Origin of the sequence: Candidatus Tisiphia endosymbiont of Beris chalybata, assembly GCF_964026555.1 — a bacterium.
Classification (GTDB): domain Bacteria; phylum Pseudomonadota; class Alphaproteobacteria; order Rickettsiales; family Rickettsiaceae; genus Tisiphia.
This window is the reverse complement of sequence record NZ_OZ032159.1, coordinates 109,184-133,407: the sequence shown is the minus strand read 5'-3', so window position 1 is coordinate 133,407 and position 24,224 is coordinate 109,184. Positions and strand designations below refer to the sequence as shown.

General features: G+C 34.0%; 16 protein-coding genes, 1 tRNA gene and 2 pseudogenes. 8 read left to right on the top strand and 11 right to left on the bottom strand.

All coding sequences use genetic code 11. From position 1 onward, the window contains the following. Nucleotides 1-64 precede the first annotated feature (64 nt). The 4 genes and pseudogenes from tatC to AAGD44_RS00665 all read left to right on the top strand — a co-directional run bounded on the left by tatC (nt 65) and on the right by AAGD44_RS00665 (nt 7,575). Nucleotides 65-818, top strand: a pseudogene (tatC, locus tag AAGD44_RS00680) (twin-arginine translocase subunit TatC). Beyond that, nucleotides 796-2,076, top strand: coding sequence for a serine--tRNA ligase (gene serS, locus AAGD44_RS00675; RefSeq protein ID WP_341764149.1), 1,281 nt, complete (start codon nt 796-798; stop codon nt 2,074-2,076). Before tatC ends, serS begins: the two are co-directional and overlap by 23 nt. A 51-nt stretch (nt 2,077-2,127) precedes the next feature. Continuing rightward, nucleotides 2,128-4,570 (top strand): annotated as a pseudogene (locus tag AAGD44_RS00670) (VirB4 family type IV secretion/conjugal transfer ATPase). Between the two features lie 8 nt (nt 4,571-4,578). Continuing rightward, a complete protein-coding gene (locus tag AAGD44_RS00665; protein WP_341764148.1) occupies nt 4,579-7,575 on the top strand; it encodes a hypothetical protein in 2,997 nt (998 codons plus the stop codon). Nucleotides 7,576-7,650: 75 nt separating this feature from the next. Here AAGD44_RS00665 and AAGD44_RS00660 read toward each other — a convergent pair whose 3' ends face one another. After that, a complete protein-coding gene (locus AAGD44_RS00660) occupies nt 7,651-9,141 on the bottom strand; it encodes a carboxypeptidase M32 (protein WP_341764147.1) in 1,491 nt (496 codons plus the stop codon). 192 nt (nt 9,142-9,333) lie between these two features. On the opposite strand from AAGD44_RS00660, the gene metG reads away from it, so the two are divergent. The 3 genes from metG (at nt 9,334) to AAGD44_RS00645 (ending at nt 12,402) form a co-directional block, all read left to right on the top strand. Further along, nucleotides 9,334-10,857 (top strand): methionine--tRNA ligase, encoded by a 1,524-nt coding sequence (gene metG / locus AAGD44_RS00655; RefSeq protein WP_341764146.1) that lies wholly within the window; start codon nt 9,334-9,336, stop codon nt 10,855-10,857. Beyond that, the gene (locus AAGD44_RS00650; protein WP_341764145.1) at nt 10,854-11,345 is read left to right on the top strand and encodes a methylated-DNA--[protein]-cysteine S-methyltransferase; all 492 of its coding nucleotides are present in this window, start codon (nt 10,854-10,856) and stop codon (nt 11,343-11,345) included. The genes metG and AAGD44_RS00650 overlap by 4 nt, the downstream gene beginning before the upstream one ends. 724 nt (nt 11,346-12,069) lie before the next feature. After that, complete coding sequence (locus tag AAGD44_RS00645) at nt 12,070-12,402, top strand: YraN family protein (protein ID WP_341764144.1); 333 nt, start codon at nt 12,070-12,072, stop codon at nt 12,400-12,402. A 184-nt stretch (nt 12,403-12,586) separates the two neighbouring features. Here the strand turns inward: AAGD44_RS00645 and AAGD44_RS00640 are convergent, their stop codons facing one another. The 7 genes from AAGD44_RS00640 to ybgF form a co-directional block, all read right to left on the bottom strand. Then, nucleotides 12,587-13,513: an N-acetylmuramoyl-L-alanine amidase-like domain-containing protein gene (locus tag AAGD44_RS00640; protein WP_341764143.1), complete on the bottom strand. Its 927-nt coding sequence runs from the start codon at nt 13,511-13,513 to the stop codon at nt 12,587-12,589. A 77-nt stretch (nt 13,514-13,590) separates the two neighbouring features. Next, nucleotides 13,591-13,667 (bottom strand) — tRNA-Met (locus AAGD44_RS00635). A 348-nt stretch (nt 13,668-14,015) separates the two neighbouring features. After that, nucleotides 14,016-14,492: a 30S ribosomal protein S9 gene (gene rpsI / locus AAGD44_RS00630; RefSeq protein WP_410520987.1), complete on the bottom strand. Its 477-nt coding sequence runs from the start codon at nt 14,490-14,492 to the stop codon at nt 14,016-14,018. Between the two features lie 3 nt (nt 14,493-14,495). Next, the gene (gene rplM, locus AAGD44_RS00625) at nt 14,496-14,966 is read right to left on the bottom strand and encodes a 50S ribosomal protein L13 (RefSeq protein WP_341764142.1); all 471 of its coding nucleotides are present in this window, start codon (nt 14,964-14,966) and stop codon (nt 14,496-14,498) included. Nucleotides 14,967-15,114: 148 nt separating this feature from the next. Continuing rightward, complete coding sequence (locus AAGD44_RS00620; protein ID WP_341764141.1) at nt 15,115-16,350, bottom strand: PQQ-binding-like beta-propeller repeat protein; 1,236 nt, start codon at nt 16,348-16,350, stop codon at nt 15,115-15,117. A 12-nt stretch (nt 16,351-16,362) separates the two neighbouring features. Beyond that, nucleotides 16,363-17,022, bottom strand: a complete 660-nt coding sequence (locus AAGD44_RS00615) for a DUF2659 family protein (protein WP_341764140.1) — start codon at nt 17,020-17,022, stop codon at nt 16,363-16,365. A 233-nt stretch (nt 17,023-17,255) separates the two neighbouring features. Continuing rightward, nucleotides 17,256-17,999: a tol-pal system protein YbgF gene (gene ybgF, locus AAGD44_RS00610; RefSeq protein WP_341764139.1), complete on the bottom strand. Its 744-nt coding sequence runs from the start codon at nt 17,997-17,999 to the stop codon at nt 17,256-17,258. Nucleotides 18,000-18,545: 546 nt separating this feature from the next. Between ybgF and AAGD44_RS00605 the strand changes: the two genes are divergently transcribed. Continuing rightward, nucleotides 18,546-18,863 (top strand): hypothetical protein, encoded by a 318-nt coding sequence (locus AAGD44_RS00605; protein WP_341764138.1) that lies wholly within the window; start codon nt 18,546-18,548, stop codon nt 18,861-18,863. A gap of 262 nt (nt 18,864-19,125) precedes the next feature. Here AAGD44_RS00605 and AAGD44_RS00600 read toward each other — a convergent pair whose 3' ends face one another. The 3 genes from AAGD44_RS00600 to parE form a co-directional block, all read right to left on the bottom strand. Then, nucleotides 19,126-20,616 carry a HAMP domain-containing sensor histidine kinase gene (locus AAGD44_RS00600; RefSeq protein WP_341764137.1) on the bottom strand — a complete coding sequence of 497 codons (1,491 nt, stop codon included), beginning with the start codon at nt 20,614-20,616 and terminating at the stop codon, nt 19,126-19,128. 206 nt (nt 20,617-20,822) lie between these two features. Beyond that, the gene (locus tag AAGD44_RS00595) at nt 20,823-22,223 is read right to left on the bottom strand and encodes a S41 family peptidase (protein WP_341764136.1); all 1,401 of its coding nucleotides are present in this window, start codon (nt 22,221-22,223) and stop codon (nt 20,823-20,825) included. Between the two features lie 7 nt (nt 22,224-22,230). Beyond that, complete coding sequence (parE, locus tag AAGD44_RS00590) at nt 22,231-24,219, bottom strand: DNA topoisomerase IV subunit B (protein ID WP_341764135.1); 1,989 nt, start codon at nt 24,217-24,219, stop codon at nt 22,231-22,233. Between the last annotated feature and the right edge of the window lie 5 nt (nt 24,220-24,224).

Sequence of the window (24,224 nt, the reverse complement as noted above, 5' to 3'; positions counted from 1 at the left end):
GCACACGAATCCTAGAAAAATGAAAAACTATTCTTGCAAGCAAATTAAGTATACTATGTAATATATGAAATCTTATACTATTATAGAGCATTTTTTAGAGCTCAAAACTAGAATTTTTAGAATATTATTTGCTTTTATTATTTGTTTTATTATCTGCTATTATTTTAGTAATAATATATATAATATTTTATTAGAGCCACTTGCCAAATTAAGCGAGGATAACACTCGAAAAGTGATTTATACTGGACTTACGGAAGCATTTTTTACTTATATAAAACTTGCCGCCTTTTTTTCATTTTTACTGATTATGCCAATTATTGCTTTAGAATCTTATTTATTCATAAAACCTGGTTTATATAATAATGAAAAAAAATATGCGGCTATTTTACTATGTATGTCTCCTATCCTATTTTGGAGCGGTAGTATATTTGTATTCCATTTTGTTATGCCACGTGCATGGCAATTTTTTCTAAGCTTTGAAAATAATAATATTGTTATCCCAATAATATTAGAAGCTAAAATTAGTGAATATCTGCACTTAGTAATTCAATTAATTCTTGCGTTTGGTATAGCTTTTCAGTTACCAATTGTCATATTAATATTGAATTTATTAAAAATATTACAGGCTAAAGATTTAAGTAACAAACGAAGATTGTCGATTGTAATTAATTTTATTATTGCCGGAATAATAACTCCGCCCGATGTCCTGAGCCAGTTTGCCCTTGCAATACCAATGATTTTATTATATGAGGTGTCAATTATTATGTGTAAATTTGTAGAAAACCGAGGAACTCAATGTTAGATATAAAGTGGATTAGAGAAAACAAACAAAAATTTGACGATTTATTGATTAAAAGAGGCATTCCTCCAATGTCTGATCAAATTACTAAATTAGATGAGAATAAACGTCAATTAACTAATTTAATTCAACAATTCCAACATGCGCGTAAAAAGAAGTCTAAAGAACTTGGTAGTATGGTTGATAAATCTAGTAAAGATTTTGAGGAAATGAAGCGTGATGTAGATCATATCAATGAAAAATTAGAAGAACTGCATTCAAAATTAAATAGCAACCAAGAATTACATAATATATTGGAATTACTGCCTAATCTTCCTGATGATGAAGTACCATATGGTACTGACGAAAGCATGAATAAGCTTATTAGATCGGTAGGAGAAATTACCCCTCCATTATTTACCCCTAAGCAGCACTTTGAGCTCGGAGAAAATTTAGGGATGATGGATTTTGTTAATACTACTAAAATATCTGGCAGCAGATTTGTCACCCTACGCGGGGATTTAGCTAGGTTAGAGAGAGCTTTAATCAATTTTATGATTGATATTCATACCCAGGAATTCGATTTTATTGAATTATCTCCTCCCTCATTAGTACGCTGCGCTGCTATGTATAATACTGGACAATTACCAAAATTTGCTGGTGATTCGTTTGAAACGACCAATAATTATAGACTTATTCCTACTGGTGAAGTGCCGCTAGTGAATATGGTGGCTGATACTATCATTGCAAGAGACGAATTACCAATTCGTTATGTTGCTCATACCCCTTGCTTCAGGTCTGAAGCAGGAAGCAGCGGCAAAGATACTCGAGGTATGATACGACTGCATCAATTTAGTAAAGTTGAGTTAGTCACCATTACTACTGCAGAAGAATCGGGGCGAGAACATGAATATATTACTAATGCTGCAGAAACCATACTTAAAAAACTTGATTTACCGTATAGAGTAATGCTGCTCTGTACTGGGGATATGGGATTTGCCTCTAACAAAACCTATGACCTAGAAGTATGGTTACCAGGGCAAAAATTATATCGCGAAATCTCTAGCTGTTCAAATTGTGGCGATTTTCAAGCACGAAGGATGAAAACGAGATACAAAGAATTTGGTAGCCTTGACATGACTTTTGTTCATACTTTAAATGGTTCCGGCCTACCAATTGGGCGCACTATAGTGGCTATATTAGAAAATTATCAAAATGAAGATGGTTCAATCACTATCCCGGATAGTTTGATAAGTTATATGGGAGGAGTAAAAAAGCTTCATAATTATAAAGACTAAAGTTGTTATTTATTAAAGTTGTTATTTTGTTAAGGATAATTAGTGTTCACAATAACTCAAAATTCTCGAAAAGTTGATAAAGCTTTATATAATAATGCTGCTGAAAATTTTATTCCAATTGCTTGTCACTATAATAAAGATACTTTATTAACCAAGAATGGTGAGTTATTACAAACTATTCAAATAAATGGTATTAATTCAGAAAATATAAGCGGCAAATTGTTTAACTTGCGAGAAGTGGTTCGTAACGCGATCAAACAGAATATTAAAAATAATAATTTTGCTTTTTGGATACATACTGTAAGACGTAAAATAAACTTAGATGATCCAGCCCTTTATAATAAATTACTAGCTGCTAATATTCATAATTTATGGCAGCAAAAAAAACTTTTGGGATGATAAATTTGTTAACACCTTATACATAACCATAATTTATGACTCAGCTAAGTTGAAAGTTACGAATTTTGCCACTTTACTTACCTCCTTATCTATTACAAAAATAGTAGATTTTCAAAGTAAATATTTAGATAACGTTTTTATTAAACTAAATAATGCTGTAAATGGCATACTGGCAGATTTACAAGATTTTGGAGCAGTAAAATTAGGAATCGCCTTTGAAGAGGAAGAATCTTATTCTGAACTCATGTTTGTATATCATAGAATTATCCATCTTAATGAAGAATACTCCTTAGTGCCAATTGCAAATTTATCGAAAGTATTAGCCTCAAATCAATATGCAGTCGGTAGCGATAAAATTGAAGTGATGGGTCAAGAACATATTAGAAAGTTTGCCTCCATTATCTCTATAAAAGAATATCACGAAGTGTCATCAGCGGCGTTAGATAGCTTTTTACAACTACCGGTGGAATTAATTGCTACGGAAATATTTTACTTTGTTAACAAAAAAGAAGTAACTAAACACTTTAAAGATCAGGCATATATTTTACAAGTTAGTAAAGATACTCAACTTGCTGAAATTACCGCCCTAGATAAAATAATGAACCTTGATGAGCTATTACCTAATCAATTTTGCAAACAACAAATTTCTATTGCGATTATAGCCCCGGATCTAGAACAATTAGATAAATCAGTAGCACAAGCATCTAGAGAACTCTCTAAAATTGGTATAGTGCATGTGCTAGAAGATATCAATTTAGAACAAACATTCTGGGCTCAACTTCCTGGTAATTTTTCCTACCTGCGCAGGATGGCTCCCACCATTATTGATCATACTGCAGCCTTAGCTTCCTTACATAATTTCCCCACCGGCGAACACAAAAATATTTGGGGGCGAGCAGTAACGTTATTAAGGACAGAAAAAGGGACTCCTTATTTTATGAATTTTCATAGTCAGGGAAGCGGTAGGGGTAATACTTGTATTTTGGGTACACCGAATACTGGTAAGACTACTTTAACAAATTTTTTAATCTCCGAAGCTACTAAATATGATCCAACGATAATTTATATTACCAATAATGATAATTCAAGGATTTTTATTGAAGCGCTGGAAGGTCAATGGGTAACACAAGAAACTCTTTTAATAAACCCTTTTTTAGTAGATGATAGCCCTGAATCACGACATTTTATTATGGAGTTTTTAAAAGTTATTTGTAATAATAATTATACTCCTCTCACAGAGGGAGAATTAAAATTTTTAGAAGTAATTATCGATAAAATCTATAGCCTAGATAAACAAGAGCGTTTCTTCACTTTTATTTTACAAAATATAGATTGGTCTACCGAAAGTGGCAGCCTAATCAAAGCTAAACTAGCGGATTATGAAACTGGCGGACTATATGATGGGCTGTTTAATAACGATAAATTTTTAGTAGAGGAATCAGGGATAATAGGCTTTAATTTATATCAATTTACTGAAGAATCTTTTACCAAGCGCTTTTATCCGCAGGACAGAAAACTTATAGATACATTTCTTCTAAAGCTATCATCCCATAAAAGTTTATGTGCAGGATTAATATATGCGCTAAGTTATCATTTAACACTTATAGGAAAAAAACCCAAAATATTAGCAATTGATAATCTTGATTCCTTGTATAAACCAGAAAATTTTGTTAACATATCTCCCATGATTTCAGAGAATTTGTTTAAAAATAATGGTATTTTAATTAGCAATTTTAATTTTGCATACCTGCAATTTCTAGAGACTAATGCGTTACAAAGCTGGTTAAATTTAATGGATACTAAAATCATTTTACCTTCAGAAATAAGATCCGAATATTTAGAAAAAATTTTAGAATTAAACTCTTCTGAGATAAATAAACTATCAAAATTTTCTGTTGCTTCTAGAAGATTCCTAATTAAGCAAAATGATCAAACTGTTGCTTTAGAGTTAAGTATTGGAGGCTTAAGTGGAATAGCTAGAATGTTATCCTGTAGAGAACCCGAAATGCAAATATACCAAAAAATATTACAAAAATATCCCGGACATCCAGATGATTGGATTAACCCATTATATAGAGCATTAAACCATATTTAACAAACAATATGGTTCAAAATAAGAAGAGGATTAATACGGTGCTAAAAAAATATTATATAGCGTTTTTCTTATTGATGTATTCTATTCCTGCCTACTCATCAGTCTGGGATGATATTGCTACCTGTTTCTCTGATCCTTGTAATTGTGGTAGCGGTACAGAAGATGAAATCTGGAATGGTAAAGTTAAATGGGGAAATGTAAAACCTAATCCTATATGTGCCCCTTGGAATAAAAAAGCGGGCCGAAAGACGGATAATTGCTTAATGCAATTTGAAATGCCTAAACCAGGGATTTGGTTTTATCTTAAATATTGTGCTCAAAAAACATCCGATAGCACCTATTTTAACCCCAAAATTAACGTAAGAACTACCTCTTGTAATGCCCTTGCATGCTGGAGTAAATCTACTAATTTAAAAGGGAATGGAGAGTGTGCAGTATGGGCAGGTGCTTATGCTGTACCTGTTCTTAGGATTTGCGCTCGTATTGCGATGCCGAAAGTTCCTGCGGACGCCCTACACACAGAAGAAATACCTGCAGATAATGGTTATACGGCAGGAAAGCATTTGAATATGGTAGGAGTCGAAGAAAATGACGCGCGAATTTTAGATGAAGATGATAAGCCTGTCCTAGATGAGCAGGGAAACCCAATATCCTTTGATAAACCGAAATTATGTGCTTACATTGACCCTGGATTAGTTAATTTGATATCAGCCTCAGGATTCAGCACGGATATACTGGATATATATCCATATAACCAACCTCTTCATAAGACAACTAAGCTACACCCTATAATGCAAGTTCTCTTATTTTTTTTAGGACAGAAGGATGCTAATTTACCGAAACTATTGGGCGAATTATTGGATTCATTAGGGGCCGATAAGATCCCCGGCCTTAATGTATTAGAGACTATACTTAAGCAAATAGGGAAACTCCTTAGCAAGCTGCAGGACGCGGTAGTAGGAATATTAAAAAAATTTGGATCCTTAAATGGGGATGTACGTGAATCTCTTGGCTGTGTAGAAATCCCTCTTGGTCCTTTCCCTCCTCCATATTGCCCTACCTTGGATTTTATTCAGCCTACGCCCACTATTAGCACTATATGTAGTAAGAAAAACCGAGATGGTAAATTCAGGCAAAATTCTGAGGACGCATGTGTAGTCTCTCGCCTTAACAATAATATTATTCATAATGTAGTACGTATTAGTCTTGACAATTTAGTACCTCTTTGTAAGGGGAATATGGACCCTACAAAACCTGACCGATGCGTTAAAATTAACCCCTCGCTTCTATCCGCTAAAGCTATTCATGCTGCAACCGAACAACGCGATACTATCAAACCATGCCCAGACCCTACAGGCAATGGATATTGTGTTGATACAAAAATACCTTTGACATGTAGCGTCGCTTCCTTAAACAGCTGTCAAGATGGTTTTCGAATAGTGTATGGGCAAAAAATAGGAAAAACTACTAAACCATATGATTATTATGTTGATGATCTTGAGGATTGCGACCCTAATAAAGTACCAAATAAAATTGCCTGTCAAGAAGTATGGGGAATTAATACTGGAGAATTTATTGATGTACCTCTTGTGTTCACCGAGCCAAATCCCACAGATTCATTAAGAGAACATAGAGAGCTTAAAGATAATAATAACACCAAAACTTCTTCCCCTCGAACATTTAATATTACAATTGCTCAATTTCCTAGTACCGATTCCGAAGACAAGACCTCTCCTCCTCACCAAGATCCAAAATCGATTTGTGTATCCGAAGGAAATAATTTAGTGGGTTGTGTTAATAGAGTGCTCGATGGATATGTAATTAAAACTTCTCTATGTCCCCCATCCCCTAATACTCTATGCACTGCTAATAACAAATATTTTACCCCTGAATTTATTGCTACCCTAGAAGTATTAGATGAGGATGATAAAGTAATAAATTCTCTACCCACAGTTGTGACTCCCTTAACAATTAGGAGCCCCTCTACATCAGCAGTAGGAGAGCAAGTAAACTTCAGTTTAGCCGGCCTTAATTTCTCTGCTTTTATGGCTTTCATTTCTGATGATGGAAGCCAATATATTGCTATGCCATTTTCTGGGAAAAATGCAATAGACCCGTTAAGCAGATTTGGGCAATATAAAGATAACAAATTTCCTTATGACCCTAAAACGAAGAAACTTATACCAGGGGGAGTATATTTAAGTGGCTTGGAATATCGTCAGGGGAAGTATATTCAAGGAGCCACCCATGCTTGTTTGCAACCGCAGGATATGATTAAGTGTACCCCTGGTACATCCTCCTCTGATTCTAAGGATCCTAATGACCCGCCAAATCCTCAAGATGCTAATTGTGTATTAACAAAGCTTACTGAAACAGATATAGTGGATTGCAATGAGTTTAATCAAATCATGCGGGACAATCCAACTCTTAGAATATGCCAGCAAGAAGAAGGTAAAGTGGGGTGTACAAAGAAGAAAGCTATACCTGAAAAAGAAAATAATAGGATAACAATATATGAATGTCAGGATTCAGTATCTCAGAATTTAATATATTGCTATGAAAATAATGTTCACCCAGGGCAAGAATTATGTAAAGCTTCAGTAGCTGTAAAAGATAGACTTATACCTGCTGCTTCTTTAAACTTCCCCATCAACAAGGAAGAACAACATTTTGTTTTACAGCAGAAAGATGGTAAGCCAAATTATGACAATAAAATAGAAGCTATTAGAGATAAAACTCTTCTAGAATTAGATTTATGCGTAAAATACCCCATCCCTACATGCCATGCAATTACTACTCCAAGCCCTGATAGTGGTAATGCCATCTGGGATGAAACAGCGATAGGTCTAGAGGCAACTGGCAGGTGTGAAGATGACATGATACCTGATCCTAAGGTACCCCTGAAACGTTATTGTTTATCAAACCACGAGAATATGGAGGTAAAGTTTGAGCCATTAGCTGCTGGTGCCGGTTGTATACCAAAATCTAAGCCTAAGCCTTCATAGCAGTATACTTCCTGCATAAGTCGATCTAGTCGGTGATATCTAGTTGATGATTTTGTGGTCTCCGTGCCCTGGCATTCAAGTTAAATATTTCTGTTTTAAATAATTTAGAAATATCTTAGGCTGAATCTTTTCTTCTCCGGTAGCATCCTCAACTAATTTATTAGTAGTTTTTAATGAACCATATTTTCTAATATTATTATTTAAGAAATGGTTGATATTACTAAAATTTCCTTGTGCTATTTCTGTTTTTATATTACCATTTTTTATTTGCGCTTGATGCATCAGCATAGAAGCAATAATAGCTCCATTAGTATAAGATGGAAAATAGCCAAAACTCCCCATAGGCCAATGAATATCTTGCAAGCACCCTTCTCTATCATTCTGCGGCATAATACCAAGATATTCTTGTATCTTATTATTCCAATAATATGGTAAATCATCTAATGATAACTCGCCATTAATTAAGGCCTCTTCCAGTTCAAACCTAATGATTACATGTAAAGGATAAGTAACTTCATCAGCGTCTACTCTAATAAAGCTTGGAGCAACTCTGGTGACTAATTTGTAAAGGTTATCAGCCGTATATTCTGTTCCTTTAAAATCAAATTCATCTCTAAGTAAGGTAGCTAAAAATTCACAAAACTCTTGCGAACGCCCTACTTGCATTTCCATAAATAAGGATTGGCTTTCATGAATCGCCATCCCTTTACCTTTCCCCACTGGTTGATTTTTATATTGCGCAGGTAAATTATACTCATATAATCCATGGCCAGTTTCATGGACTACGCCCATTATGCCGGAAATAATATTATATTCATTGTATCTATTAGTTAATCTTATATCATAAGAAGTTCCTCCACAAAATGGATGAGTTGATTCATCTAACCTACCATTCCTAAAGTTAAATTCCATTACTTCCATTAGCCTTGTGGCAATTAGTTTTTGTAAGTCTTTATTCACCACCTTTACTATTGGCACTACTTTCTCGTTACTTTGCTTTTCAATTACTTGCTGAATTAAGGTAGGAATAGTAGTTTTGATCTCATTAAACACTACTCTAATTTCCTCTGCCTTACGGCCTGGATCATATTGGTCCAGCGCAGCATCATATATACTACAATTTAACTTTTGTGCTTTAGCACGTGCCATTTCTTTAGCATAATCTAATACTGACTGTAAATAAGGCTTGAGTAATTGATAGTCATTATTTTTTCTTGCTTCACGCCAAATCATCTCACATTTTGTACTAGCTATAATATATTTATCTCTCAAATCATCATCTATACATTTAGATTCAATAATATATTTCTTTGTTTCTTGAACATTCGCTAATTGCCATTCATCTAGACCTTTTGAATCTTGAGAGCAAGCTTCTACTAATTCTTCGAGTTTCTGCGACTTTAATATAGAATGAGATAAAGAAGATAAATAAGCTATTTCTTTTGTTCTATTATTAACCGAGTCTATTGGAATATTCACCGAAATATCCCAATAGAGAATGGAAATCACATTATTGATTTGAGAAATTTTTTCTAATTCTTGTTCTAATAAGATATAATTTTTCATTGCCTACCCACTTTGAAATAATTTTATAGTATACTTAATTCATAAAAAATATTATATAGTTAATACATAGACTTCCTGCATAAGTCAAAGAATAGTTGAGGGATTTTTCGACTTATGCAGAAAGCCTAATGATGAAATCGACCATTTATAGAAATATTTCCAGAACCTAATAAAATTATTTGATTTTTTATTATGCACAATACTTACTATATTACCACCCCTATTTATTATGTAAATGATGTTCCTCATATAGGTCATGCTTATACTAGCGTGATATCTGATGTAATGGCTCGATTTATGAGGCTGTTAGGGAAAGACGTTATGTTCTTAACCGGCACTGATGAACATGGACAAAAAGTGGAGAAAGCGGCTATTGCCCGTAATATGGATCCACAACAATTTACTGATCAGGTTTCCCAGCATTTTCGTAATTTAATGTTATCTCTGAATATCTCTAACGATGATTTTATTAGGACTACCGAAGCGCGCCATAAGCAAGCAGTGACATATTTATGGCAACAATTACTAAGTAGCGATAATATTTATCTGAGCTCTTATAATGGTTGGTATTCCCTGCGTGATGAAGCATTTTATAATGCCTCCGAATTAATAGATGGCCTCGCTCCTACTGGCGCAACAGTTGAGTGGGTAGAAGAACCAAGTTACTTCTTTCGCTTATCAAAGTGGCAAGATAAATTGCTTGAGTTTTATTCTAATAATCCTAATTTTATCAGACCAGCTGCTAGATATAATGAAGTAATTAGCTTTGTTAAATCTGGGCTTCATGATCTCTCTATTTCTCGTTCTAGTTTTAAATGGGGGGTAAAAGTGCCAGAGCATGAGGAGCATGTAATATATGTATGGCTGGATGCTCTTACTTACTATATTTCGGCGTTAGGATACCCCGCTCCCCACGATAATTATAATAAGTTTTGGCCTGCTGATGTCCATGTGGTGGGTAAAGATATTTTACGTTTTCACGCAGTATACTGGCCAGCATTTCTTATGGCTGCTGGGCTTGAGCCTCCTAAATGCATAATGGCCCACGGGTGGTGGACAAATGATGGACAAAAAATCTCTAAATCCATAGGAAATGTTATTGATCCTATAAAATTAATAGACGAGTTTGGGCTAGATCCTGTCAGATTCTATCTAATCCGCGAAGTAATACTCGGCTCAGATGGTAACTTTTCCCGAAATAATTTTATTAATAGAGTAAATAGTGAGCTATCTAATAAGATCGGGAATTTGTTACAGAGAACTTTAACTTTGGCCTATAAAAATAATGAGGAACAGATTCCGCTAATTAATGAAGATACTCTAAATAAAATTTATGACTCACCTTTAATTATAAAAGTTGAGGAATCGGTTTTACAAAATTCTTCATCGATGAGCTTATTTGATATTAATGCAGTATTAACGAGTATTATTAACTTAGCGGAAGAAGCAAACGTCTACATAGATCACGAAGCACCTTGGAATTTAAAGGAAACAAATCCTGAGAAAATGTCTGAAATCTTATATACCTTGCTAGAGCTAATACGGTATATAGCTATAATGTTACAGCCATTTATCCCTAATTCAGCTAATATAATGCTTGATCAATTAGCTGTGCCAGTAGATCAAAGATTGTGGAAACATTTAACCAAAGAATTTGCTATAACGCCAGGCAGAGATATTAATCTCCCAACGGCAGTATTCCCGAGAATAGGATGATTAGTAACAAAATAATATATCAATATATTAACTTACCAATAGGCACAATGCTATTAACTTCAGATGGAACCGCTCTGACTGGCTTGTATTTTGAAGGCCAGAAGCATGCGGCCATACCAAATATTCAAGATTATGAACAAAAAAGCTTAAATATATTTAATGAAGCTTATACAGAACTAACGGAATATCTAAACGGCAAGAGACAAGTGTTCACTATTGCCTATAATTTTATCGGAACTGATTTCCAACAAAAGGTATGGTCTACCCTCTGTAACATACCCTATGGGCAAGTTTTAAGTTATAAGGCAGTCGCTAATTTAGTATCTGCTCCTAACTCATTTAGAGCAGTAGCTAATGCTATTGCACGGAATCGCTTATCCATTATAGTACCATGCCATAGGGTGATAGGTAGTAACTCTAGGTTAACCGGCTATGCTGCTGGCTTAGAACTTAAACGGATTCTTTTACATTTAGAAGGTGTAGCTTAACTTTATCGACTTGTGGGTTTTTTCGAGAAATAGACCTCTTTCGAAACTCGCGTCAAGCAGGAAATTTGAAGGAGACTCTTCGCACCAAACCGCAGCGTATAGCTTGTATCATTATGATATAGACATAATAGTGTGCTAGAAGTATAGTAGTCATGGATACTTGAAGGTAAATACCCTATATACTACTCGTCTTTCAAAAATTGTTTTTTTTATTTTATCCTGGATTCACGTGCTCACGTACTGACATGTACGCTGCGCGCGCTCGCCATTTAAAATAAAATCCAATTCTTGAAGTACAAGCAGTATACGCACCTTAATGGCATATACTATAGGTGAGGATTTGCTCCTAGATTCGACATACAAATTATCATCTCGAGTAGAATTTCGCAAGAAGTCTACTGTCAAAGTTACTTGCTTTGCCGTCCGTGGGTCAAGAAATCTGATATTTGGGGTATAAGGTAGAAGACATATATACTGCTCATACTTCAAGAATTGGATTTTATTTTCCATGGCGAGCGCGCGCAGCGTATAGCCTAAATCGTTAAGGTGTTGACACTATATGTATCTCCAAGTATGTATATCTATTATACTTCCTGTATACTATCTTGTCTGTATCATATTGATCTAAGCTATACAGTGACCGTTCACAGCTATACATGCAAGTATTTGACCACATGAGTCCATGATAAAATAAAAAAACAATTTTTGAAAGACGAGTAGTATAATGAAAAAATTTACCCTCGGCTTAATAGCCGAGTATATAACAATTATTATTTATAAACTTCAATTTTATCAAATTTTGTATCACCGTAAAAAATATTACGTAGGAGAAATTGATATTATTGCTTTGCGTGGACAAAAGCTTGTTTTTATCGAAGTTAAAGCAAGAAAGTCGCTGGAATATAGGATATTATCCACTAAACAACAAACACGGATCAAAAGATCTGTCAGTATATTTTTAAATTCTAATCCAAAATATCAAAATTATTGTATCAGATTTGATTTAGTCATTATACGGCCGTATGCTCTACCCATAATTATAAAAAATGCTTGGTAATATAACTTCGATTTCGGCATAAGTGAACAGTATGGTTCGCACCTGAAAAGAGAGTAACGAAGGTCAACTTCAAGAAGAGGCAGGAGGCTCAAAGTCGAGCAGCGCAGCATACTAAAGTACATACGCAGCCTCGATATTTAGGGCGCGACGACGCCAATTCTTGAAGTTCCTAGAGTATACATGTTTAAATTTTTAAATCAAATAAGGTGAAGCCAATTAAAACTTTACTTTGTTTTTTAGCACTAGCATAATCTTTTAATGATATTTCTTCTACAGATTTAGAACCAATGGACGTAGCATGCCTTAGATATAAGGCGCCTTCCTTAACAAATACAAAACCAACATGAGCTATATTATGCTCAGAGCCCGTTAATGCTAGTAACTCAGGATTATCCATTAGTATAGTTATTATATAAATTTTCCCTTGTAAATCTTGAGTTAACTCTTTTTCATGTAATAAAAAATCTGAAAAACTTATATATTTAATACTTGATTCAAAAGTTGCAGAGTCATTAATTAAATTTTTATATTTATCAATAAATTGCTGACGTTGACTTTCATTTAATGATTTATCAGCATAATTTTTAATTTGTTTTTCTAGTAATCCTGCTTTATTAATTTTAGCGTTCTTTAACTTGGCATAACTAAGTTTTTCAAAAACATTTTCTCCAATAATATTTTTGTTATTCCTTAACCATTCATCCATAAAGTGATTGCGGTTACTATAATTAATATTATTTGAGGAAAACATTATTGTTGCTAAATTATCAGCTAGTTGGGTAGTAAATTTTTCTAAATTAGTATTAGGATTTTGTATCGTTGACAAAGCTAAAACCATTTCGATATAGCTAAAACAATCAAAGCTATCTAGGTTAATTAGATTAATTTTATTTCTTGTTTGATCCCAAACAATTAAGTTATTACCTATTTCTGTATCATAAGGTTTTGAAAGAAAATACTTAGAAAATGACAAGATCTTATTTTCAGAATTTTCATTCTCAATTGATAAAGCATATTGGTGCAGAGTTTTCAAGCTAGATGAAGAGGTAGGAGCAGCGTTGCTGATTAAAGAGTAACATAAGCAACTAATAAATAAAATTAAAGTTTTCATAGAATGTATTTATATTTTAAGAGTTAATTCGAACAATAATTATGTAAAAAGTCTAATTATTGCTTCACCAATATTTTTGGTAGCGAGAGAGGGACTTGAACCCCCGACACGCGGATTATGATTCCGCTGCTCTAACCAGCTGAGCTACCCCGCCATAGTCCTATTAAAGAAATTTTATATTATATTAACGTAGCCTTTTTGTATTACAAAATTATAAAGTTTTTCTAAATTAGAGCCGCAATATATACTGCTCGAACCTGAAAAGGTGGTAGACAAAGGACGACTTCAAGCAGATCGAGCATGTGGCAAAGCCAAAGGAGCATAGCGTGTACTTACACGGTACGTGAGCAAGCCTCAATCTTTGGGACACATAGCATGCCAATTCTTGAAGCACAAAAGCGGTATATGGGCTATACGCTTCAGTAGCCCAGTCTTCTGTGCACGCTTCAAATCCCCTACTCAATACCAATTATGCCAGAAGCCTGTATTATAATGTAAAATATTAACGTTTAGAAAATTGGGTATTTTTACGCGCTTTATGTTGACCATATTTTTTACGTTCTACTACCCGTGAATCACGTGTTAATAAGCCAGCTTTATGTAAAAGATCGTGGTATTCAGGAGCAATTTTGTTAAGAGCCCTAGCAATTCCATGCAATACTGCTCCCATTTGACCGGAAACACCCCCCCCTTTAACAGTACATATTATATTATATTGCCCAGCTGACTTAGTGACCACAAAAGGCTGTAATAAGGTTTTAACATGTGATTCGCGGGTAAAATATTGTTCTACGTTTTTTTTATTGACTATGATCTGGCCATTTCCCACTTGAATCCAAACGCGAGCAATTGCATTTTTTCTTCTGCCAGTGCTATAAACTTTATTAGTATTTAATACTGATTTCTTATTTTTTACTAGCGTATCTGAAGCGATAATAGCATTACTAGTATTAGTGTCTTGCATTTTCAATGTTGTCATGATCTATAACTTTTTGTTCTTAGGATTCTTGCTTGCCCAATCATAAAATTCCGGCTGTTGCCCTTGATGAGGATGCTCAGCTCCAGCATATACATAGAGATTTCCCATTTGCTTAGAGCCTAATACGTTTCTAGTAATCATTCTTTTTACGGCAAGTTTTATGACGCGTTCTGGATGTTTACCCATTAAAATCTTTCCGGCAGTAGTTTCTTTTATTCCTCCTGGGAAACCGGTATGTCGGTAATAAATTTTACCATCCTTAAGATCTGATTTTTTCCCACTCAAATAGATATATTGTGCATTAACTATTATTATATAGTCTCCACAATCTAAATGAGGAGTATAAGAAGGCTTATGTTTACCACGCAAGATTTTAGCTACCTCACTAGCAAGCCGCCCTAATACGAGACCTTTAGCATCTATAATCCACCACCTCTTCTGAATCTCGGATGGCTTTGCAGAATAAGTTTTCACGTTAAATAATTTTATTAATTACAAATTGAGTTTCTACTTTATACCAATTAGCTACTGGCGTATACTTAAATAGCATTATACACAGCGATTTGTCAAGTTAAATGTTATTATATATAAAGCCTAATATAGTATAGGCCTGCCCTTGTTTTTATTGCAGAGCTACAAAAATCGCTTTTCTATCCGTTATAAAATATATGTTACCTTCGGCTGTTTCTCCGTAATATTTTATATTTTTAGCAATTTTGTTAATTTGTGGCTGTACTTCTAAATTTCCCCTATTATCTGAGTGAAAACTATATAATTCCCCCTTATTAGAAATTATATTTAATTTCCAACCATCACCAAATTTACTAATAATCGGAGCTAAAAATAAAGCGGCTTTAAGTTTTTTTGTATTAGGTGGAATTAAATTTGCTACAAATTTAATTTTGCCCGATTCAGTACTAACCGCGCCTACTTGTCCAGCATTATTGGTAATCAATAAACTATTGCCTGATAACGCCATGGATTGTATATCTGCCGCTTTAATTTGCCACAGAATTGTACCTTTCAGAATATCTAACTTAATTAGCTTACCACTACTATTTGCTATATATAACGATGAATTGTGCACCACGGGTTTACATAAGATAGACGAAGTCTCAAAATTTGGCAACCCAATTTCTTGTTTACCTAGTGATATATCCTGAGTCCATAACACCGTGCCTTGACGATTTAAAGTTACCATTTCACCGGAATTGTAATTTACTATTATATACCCGCCCTGAACTATAGGAGCCACATAATAGCTTGAAGATAATGTTTCAAACATACCTTCATGTTGCCAAACAAAATTTAAGTTTTCAATGTTAATGGCTAATATTTGATTACTTATTGTTTGCACTAAAATATTATGTTCATCAATTAGTATTGGGGTTATTCTTACTATATCAGGCAGCTCTTTTCTTATTATTTCATGGCCTGAAGCACTATCTAAAATCACTAAAAACCTTGATCCATAAGTAACATATAATTTGCCGTTATGATGTAGGATTCCCCCTCCTACATAATGATCGTTCTTATTAATACTTATATTATATGACCAAATAGTTGACTTGCTTTTATTGGAAAAAGCAGAAACGTTCCCTCTTTTATCAATAATATAAAGAATATCGTGAGCCAAGACTGGCTCTGCTATTATTTTATACTTAGCTATCGCATATTCTTTCCCCTGTAACATTTTGGGAGTAAAGTCATTAATAACAGGGTCTACTTTAATAAGTTCATCATTTTCTAATACTAACTTAGGAGTTAATTCAGTAATATTTTTAATCTTGTGAGATCCAAGACCACAAGAAGCTAAAATAAATGGTAAGCACAAAGCGACTAATAGTGGTTTTTTCATATCTTATACTTTCTATTTTATTATTGTAAGGGTGCCAAGCAAATAATTCGCTTGCTTTTTAATGCTTAAGGGCAGTTCATCTAATGAAATTAGGTTAGTCAAAGTATTGATTGCTAAATCTTTAGAACCCTTTTTAATATACCAGTGTGCTTTCAACAAATTTGCTGTTCCATAAAATGGCTTATTGGCCGTGTCAAAGTAATTTAAATATTCTTCTAACATGGTAATATTTATATCAGATAAATGTATTTTATCTATATTTAAACTGATCCAAATTAAACGGGCATATGCGGTGGTTAATTCATCGTAATATTGATTATTAATTATATTATTCAATAAATTATCGGTTTGGGCCCAATCATTGCGCTTTATTCCAAATCCAATCTGGGCAATGGCCGCTAATTCTTTAGTTTTATTATTACTAGTTGCCACTAAATGTTCTAATGGTTTAATAGTTAATTCTTCATTTACTGGGGAACGTATAGCTTTAACTAAAATATCTCCTATTTCCTGATTATTTTTTATTTTTTTTTCATTATACCAATTATTTATGATCATTATTATTACAGTAATAAGTACAAAAATAATTACTATAGGAAGGAGTTTTTTAAAATAAAATAACCTTTTTTCTTCTTTATTATCATTTAAAATTTCTTCTAAAATATCTATCATTGTTCATTACCTTCTTCCCCCCAGCAGAGGTTATTAATTAATAAGGGCCTAGACTATAAATAACTGCAGATAGTATTAGACTTGCTGCACAAGGCCCGATCTAGTGGGTGATTTTATTGTCAAAACTTGCCTCTGCTCCTCATATACATCCTTGTCCACAGCTCGGCTCAGCTTCGTTTTTCCTAAAAATCCCGCTGGCTACTTTCGACTTATGCAGGAAGTCTATTAACTTATCAATTTTTACAACCAAACTTAATTTTAGCCTCCTTAGCCCTTGTTACTGAACTAATTGTTCTGCTAGGAAATTCCGCATCAAGTTTATTTAGAATAGAACAAGCTTGCTGGTTTTTATTAAGCGCACCAAGCGCTAATGCGAGCTTAAGTAAAGAATCAGAAGCTTTCGCTCCTTTAGGGGCTTGTTTATAGCCTTTTAAATAGTTTATAGCAGCCTTATCAAACATATTACGCTTGGAAAAAGTTTCTCCATACCAGAAATAGGCATTGCTGACTAGAGGACTATTAGGAAAGTTTTTTAAAAATTCTGCAAACTTTTTTTCTGCTTCCATTAATTTATTCTCTTTTAAAGATGCCAGAGCCAAATCATAGAGTGGCTTATCTTTAGCTATATTACCGCCAGAGTTATTGATAGCTTTATTATCTTGGCTTATTGCCTGTTTATCAGATGTTATGTCAAATATGTCGCTTAAAGAGTCGGCCTTGACAGTTTTAGCCCCTGCAGCGTTAGAGGAAGCTAAAGCTTCTTGATGTAGCAGGCTTAAGCTTTTTTCTAATTTTGCAATATTATGTTCAGCTACTTCGATTCTACCTAATAAATGTTGGTTTTCTTTTTCTAAAGCCTCCAACCTCTCTAGCTCTTGATAGGAAGCAAGCTGCAAATTACCCCCCTTAATTTCTTCTCTAGCTATAGCTGTGAGTGAAGTAAAAATAATTAATATAAATATGGAAAAAGCTTTCATGAGTAATATTTTAGTCTCAATTCAATTTTCAAAGTCTGACTTTAATTATTAACACCAGGTTTTAAAAAGAAGTTTATATGTAACTAACAGATTTCAAGGCTCTAAACCTGTTAGTTCTGCCATTAACCTTGGTAAGAGATAACAGCTTGTACCTAACTCAGGTTATTATATATAAAAAATGAGCTTAATTATACTATAAAAATTACAAGAAGCTAGGCTTTTAATATAATTTGTCCAATAAAAGTAGAAATTGCTACAAAGTATCAAGGATCGGTGGAAGAAATTTTATCGTTTGGCTTATGCCTATAGTCTAAGGTACTTTTCCTGCTAAATGGTAGAATTTTTTTGAAATAGGTGCCCTGCCCCCATAAAATGTCTCTAAATTACTTTTAAAAAATTCCTTTATGGGTTCTAACAACTAACGATTTTAAAATAGGACCTCAATTTATCTTAATTAAGTTATAAAAAATTAACTACTTTAACAAAAACATTATATTTTGTGTTGACAATATTATTAATTTTTGCTATCTTTAAGTTAAGAAATTAATGTATGATTTAAAAATGACTATAGCTATAAAGTTAGCCAAGAGTGAAAAAGACAAGGATAAAGAGCCTTCTTCAAAAACGCCAATTAAAAAAAGGCAGGACCGCCCTTTTTTACCATCTGGTAATAATGAGAATGGGAATGATGCAGAAACTTGCGCCGGCTCGGGGGTTTCTTTAACTTGCAGCTCTAATGGGGAGAGCAGTACAAAAAAGGTATGCCCGGATTCAATGTCTGGAACTGTACCCTCCTCTCTATCTTACGAGGGCTCCTCCCATGAGATACCTTTATTGGCAGAAGAGTGTCCCATAGACCATTAAGGTGCGCATAGAGTATTTATCTTTAAGTATGCATGGCTACTATGCTTCCCACATACCATCGTGTATATACTGCTCGTACCTAAAGAGTTGGTAGACGATAGAATCAACTTCAAGAAGAGCGAGGAGGGTCAAAGTCGAGCAGCGCAGCGTACTATAAAGTACGTGAGGAGCCTCGACCTTTAGACATGACGACGCCAATTCTTGAAGTTCCTAGAGTATATATCATAATAATATAAGCTATACGAGCAGTATAGCACTCCAGTTAATTTAATATTTCATAAGGGAAAGTAAGAGTGACTGTAGTTCCCTGCCCTAATTTACTTTCTATAGCAAATTTTCCATTCATTAATTCGACCAATTTCCTAGTTAAAGGTAAACCAAGACCTGTACCTTCGTATTGTCTAGAATCGGTGTTATCAATTTGACCAAATGTAGATAATACTTTAGGGATATCTTTCTCATCAATCCCTATTCCGGTATCTTGCACCTGTAGATATACTACCCTTGCAAACTCATTTTTTTTAGCCGCTACTACCACACTCCCTCCCTCTTTAGTAAACTTAACAGCATTAGATAATAGATTGAGTAGCACCTGTTTAATCCTTTTAGGATCTGCCTTGATGATAATATGAGTTTGCGGTAATTGCTCAATTAACTCAACTTTTGCTTGTACTGCTCTTGGTTTTATTAATCTTAAAGTTGAAGATATTAATCTATTTAAATCTAGTTCTATTTCTTCTACTGTTAATTTATTAGCTGAAGCTTTTGATAAATCTAATATATCATTTATTATACCTAGTAAATGCTTACCAGCATTATGAATATCTTTTATATAATTAGGATGTTCTTTGTTATAGGCTTCAGACAACATAATTTCGGAAAAGCCTATAATAGCATTTAAAGGAGTACGTAGTTCATGGCTAACATTAGCAAAAAATTTGGTATGCGCAGAACTTTCGTTCCGCACTTTAGTAACAGCTTCTTCCAATGTTCTATTAACTTCAAATTGCTGATCGATAATTTTTTGAGCATATTGAGTGTTACTCATCACTATCGTCAGCAAAATAATTAATATAATAGAAAAAGTTAGGACAACCTTCTTTTCCAGATGAGCGATGTTCGCCCAGAGATTAGTGATATCAGTATTAATTTCTAATACTCCATCCACTGGCGGTTTGTCCACACTAAGGTCTATTATTGGTATATAACTAGTAATAATAGACCTTTTCTCCCCTTGGTGAGCATCAGTTTTCTGAAATATAGCCTTAGGTATTAATACATGAGTGGTGGTGCCAGCAAAAGCTTTATTAAAAGCCTGTTCTACAATTAATTCTTTTAAAAAATACCTATCAATCTGGTGGATAATTCTTTGATAGATATTGTCATCCGGGAAATATTTGCAGCTTGTTATCCGGGTAGGAGAGCTAGTGATAATTTTATTGCCTTGTAGATCATATAAAGAAATATTAGCATTGAGATTAACAAAAGCATTAGTTGAAGTAACCGCAAATTGAATAAAATCTTGATCTTGTAATAGATCTCTATAACCAATAGCATGTATCTTTTTTATAGCTGCTCTATTATGATTCCAAACATTTTGGGTATAAATATCGGCTATTTTTATATTGGCTACTCCTACTTGCTTTAAAATCATTTCTTCAATAATGAAGTAACGATAATAAATCATATTTACCACAATGTTAACAAATAAGCCGATGAATGCTAACCTAACAATATGCTTATTTTGAATCATTAGACCTCTTTCACAGCTCGCATCGAGCTGATAATTTGCTCTCCTAGGCTCCCTTTAACCGCCCCCATGAGATGCAAGAGGTGAGAGAGGTCTATTAGAGCGCTCTAAAAGTTTTAGGTTCCCTTTATTATCTTTTGTAATTTAAGAGCGTAAGCTACATCGACTGCCTTAAATAAAATACGGCCTTTTAAAATGGAGCAGTATAGTTACTGAGCTTGAGTATTAATTTGCTTATTGAGATTATTTATTAGAAGTAATCCCATAATTAAATCATATGCTCTTGCAAATTGATAATCATGTTTATAAAGGTCTTCCCCTGGCGCTATGCTATTCTTAGATTTTAATTCCATATCTTTGTTAGTATTGGGGTTATCATTAATATTATTTAGTTTTTGTACTTCTTTAATGCTCTTTGTGTCGTCTAATTTTTTATTATCATTTTTTAAATAATTTTTTAATGAAGCTTCAGAAAATCTCTTTTCAGCTTCTTGAGCGTTAGGGTATTCTACCTTTGCCCTTTCCACCACTATATCTGGCTCAATCCCTTCTGCTTGAATTGAACGATCACTAGGGGTATAATATTTAGCAGTAGTTAGCTTTACTGCAGCCCTAGGGCTGATTTGGGTAAAGCTCTGCACGGAACCTTTACCAAATGATTTAGTGCCCAGAATTATCGCTCTTTTGTGATCTTTTAAAGCCCCAGCCACAATTTCTGAAGCTGAAGCAGAACCAGCGTTAATTAGCACTACCATAGGGACTTTGGGGGCTTTTTCGGTAAATTTATTGCTATTAAATATAACATTACTATTTTTTGTTCTCCCTTTAGTAGAGACGATAGTACCAGTATCAATAAAATATTCACTAACGGCAATAGATTGCTCTAATAATCCACCCGGATTGAAACGTAAGTCGAGAATAATACCCTTGACCCCCCCCTTGCTTTCAGCCTGTAAGGTCTTCATAGCTTTTTTTAATTCAGCAATCGTATGCTCATTAAAGGTCGCTATTCTTATATAAGCAATATTATTTTTCTCTAAATGCGCTTTAACAGGTTTGATAGTGACTATTTCGCGAGTAAGCTCAATTTCTTGAGGTTTCATTTCATTTTCTTTAATTACTAATAACTTGACTTTAGTACCTGGCGCCCCTCGTATTTCTTTCACCGATTTATTAAATCCTAAACTGGAGACGAAATCTTCATTAACTTTTACTATATAATCTCCTGTCTTGATCCCTGCTTTATAGGCTGGCAAATCATCAATAGGGGAGATGACTTTTATATCCCCCTTATCGTACATGATTTCTACCCCAATCCCCCCAAAGACCCCTTTAGTTTGATTGAGAAAATCCTCTAAATCAGCGTCGGTAAAATAACTTGAGTGCGGATCTAAAGAGTTTAACATACCCTCTATTGCCGCATCTATCATTTTTTGTTTATTTGGTTCTTGAACATAGTCCTTGTTAACACGCTCAAACACTTCTTGAAATTGTTTATAATAAGCAGAATTTGGTAGATCCGAATGATGGATTTTCTCCTCTTGTGCCCATGCTACATTACAAAGGATAAAAACATACGGTAATAATACTGTAATTAAACCTCGTGCCATAATACTCCTAAATATCCAGATTGTTTATAATTTTATCCATCTTAGTTAAAGCCTGATCATGAATAAACTGGAACCGCTTTTCCGGTTTTTTCCCCATAAGATCCTCTACTATATTACCAACATTCTCAAAATCATCTATAGTAACTTGCAGCAGAGATCTATTTTTGGGATTCATTGTGGTTTCTTTTAACTGGGCTGGCATCATTTCTCCTAGCCCTTTAAATCTGCCAATTTCTATTTTATTTCTATTAGTAGCTGTTAATTTATTTATTAAGGATGATTTTTGCTGTTCATTTATTGCATAGTAAGTTTTGTTAGATTGAGTTATACGATAAAGTGGTGGCTTAGCAATATACAAGTGCCCTGAAGCAATTAATTTAGGCATCCTCAGGTAAAAAAATGTCATTAACAAAGATGCTATATGCGCCCCGTCTACATCTGCATCAGTCATAATTATGATCTTTTCATATCTTAAGTTCTCTCCTCTATAATTTTTAAGGCTACCACATGCTAGAGCGATTTCTAAATCTTGAATTTCTTGATTATGAGTAATTTTTTCTAAGGTTGCATTCGCTACATTAAGTATCTTGCCCCGGAGAGGTAAAATAGCTTGGTTCTCTCTATCTCTTGCCTGCTTAGCAGAGCCCCCCGCTGAATCACCTTCAACTAAAAATAACTCAGTACCTTGAGGAGTAGTTCTAGTACAATCTGCCAATTTACCCGGCAATCTTAATTTTTGGGTAGCAGTTTTACGGGATATATTTTTTTCATTACGCTTATTGATCCGGAATTCAGCAATATTGATTAGGTGCTCTAATAGCAGATTGGTGGCTGATTTATTACTACTTAGCCAATGATCAAAATGATCTTTAATAATGTTTTCTACTATTTTGTTCACTCCTAAAGAGACCAATTTTTCTTTAGTTTGTCCTTGAAATATTGGATCCGGAATAAATACTGAAAGAACAATAGAAGAAGTTTCAAGAATATCTTCAATAATTAAATTTGAAGTTTTCTTATTGCCCGTCATTTCTCCGTAGTCTTTTAAACTGCGTAATAACGCTAAACGCAACCCTTGTTCATGAGTTCCTCCAAGAGGAGTAGAAATAGTATTGCAATATGACTGCATAAAATTACGTTCTTCATTTGTATGCCAGGCAATTGCCCATTCAATTTTTATATGCTCTTGTTCCCAATTAATATTACCCCAAAAAATTTCCTCACTAACTAAAGTATTGGGGTTTATTTTGGATAGAAGGTAATCGGTCAAGCCATTGGGGAAATGTATCAAGGATTTTTCTGGCACATCATTTTGCGATATAATCTCACATTCCCACACTATTGTTACTCCTCTATATAAATAAGCTTTTGACTTAGCTAATTCATATACTTTTAGAGGAATAAAGTGATTGCTTGCGCCAAATATTTCAGGATCAGGGTGAAAATTTATTGCCGTACCTTTTAATTTTTTTGCTACTTCTTCACAGGTTAAATCATTTACTTTATGACCTTTAGAATAAGATTGCTTATATAATTTGCCTTCCTTATACACTTTAACTTCCAGGTGATCAGATAAAGCATTAACTACTGAAACTCCAACCCCATGCAATCCTCCTGCTGTCTGATATACTTTATTAGAGAATTTACCGCCTGAATGTAATTGAGTAAGAATTACTTCCAAAGCAGATTTATTAGGAAATTTTGGATGATTATCTACAGGGATTCCTCGCCCATTATCCGAGATGGTTATAGTATTGTTGGCATGCATTTGTATAGTAATTATATTGGCAAAACCAGCCACCGCTTCATCCATAGCGTTATCTAGTACCTCTACTACTAAATGATGCATAGAATTGGCATCAGTCCCCCCAATATACATTCCCGGTCTTTTGCGTACTGGTTCTAACCCTTCTAATACTTCGATATCCTTAGCGCTATAGGAACTATTATTTATTTTAGATTTTTTTTGATTGGTGAAGTGAAATAAATCAGACATTTTAT

Bases quoted from the DNA above. Each gene is read 5' to 3' on its own strand.
- serS (WP_341764149.1), top strand. From the start codon at position 796: ATGTTAGATATAAAGTGGATTAGAGAAAACAAACAAAAATTTGACGAT.
- AAGD44_RS00665 (WP_341764148.1), top strand. From the start codon at position 4,579: ATGGTTCAAAATAAGAAGAGGATTAATACGGTGCTAAAAAAATATTAT.
- AAGD44_RS00660 (WP_341764147.1), bottom strand. From the start codon at position 9,141: ATGAAAAATTATATCTTATTAGAACAAGAATTAGAAAAAATTTCTCAA.
- metG (WP_341764146.1), top strand. From the start codon at position 9,334: ATGCACAATACTTACTATATTACCACCCCTATTTATTATGTAAATGAT.
- AAGD44_RS00650 (WP_341764145.1), top strand. From the start codon at position 10,854: ATGATTAGTAACAAAATAATATATCAATATATTAACTTACCAATAGGC.
- AAGD44_RS00645 (WP_341764144.1), top strand. From the start codon at position 12,070: ATGAAAAAATTTACCCTCGGCTTAATAGCCGAGTATATAACAATTATT.
- AAGD44_RS00640 (WP_341764143.1), bottom strand. From the start codon at position 13,513: ATGAAAACTTTAATTTTATTTATTAGTTGCTTATGTTACTCTTTAATC.
- rpsI (WP_410520987.1), bottom strand. From the start codon at position 14,492: ATGACAACATTGAAAATGCAAGACACTAATACTAGTAATGCTATTATC.
- AAGD44_RS00620 (WP_341764141.1), bottom strand. From the start codon at position 16,350: ATGAAAAAACCACTATTAGTCGCTTTGTGCTTACCATTTATTTTAGCT.
- AAGD44_RS00615 (WP_341764140.1), bottom strand. From the start codon at position 17,022: ATGATAGATATTTTAGAAGAAATTTTAAATGATAATAAAGAAGAAAAA.
- ybgF (WP_341764139.1), bottom strand. From the start codon at position 17,999: ATGAAAGCTTTTTCCATATTTATATTAATTATTTTTACTTCACTCACA.
- AAGD44_RS00605 (WP_341764138.1), top strand. From the start codon at position 18,546: ATGTATGATTTAAAAATGACTATAGCTATAAAGTTAGCCAAGAGTGAA.
- AAGD44_RS00600 (WP_341764137.1), bottom strand. From the start codon at position 20,616: ATGATTCAAAATAAGCATATTGTTAGGTTAGCATTCATCGGCTTATTT.
- AAGD44_RS00595 (WP_341764136.1), bottom strand. From the start codon at position 22,223: ATGGCACGAGGTTTAATTACAGTATTATTACCGTATGTTTTTATCCTT.
- parE (WP_341764135.1), bottom strand. From the start codon at position 24,219: ATGTCTGATTTATTTCACTTCACCAATCAAAAAAAATCTAAAATAAAT.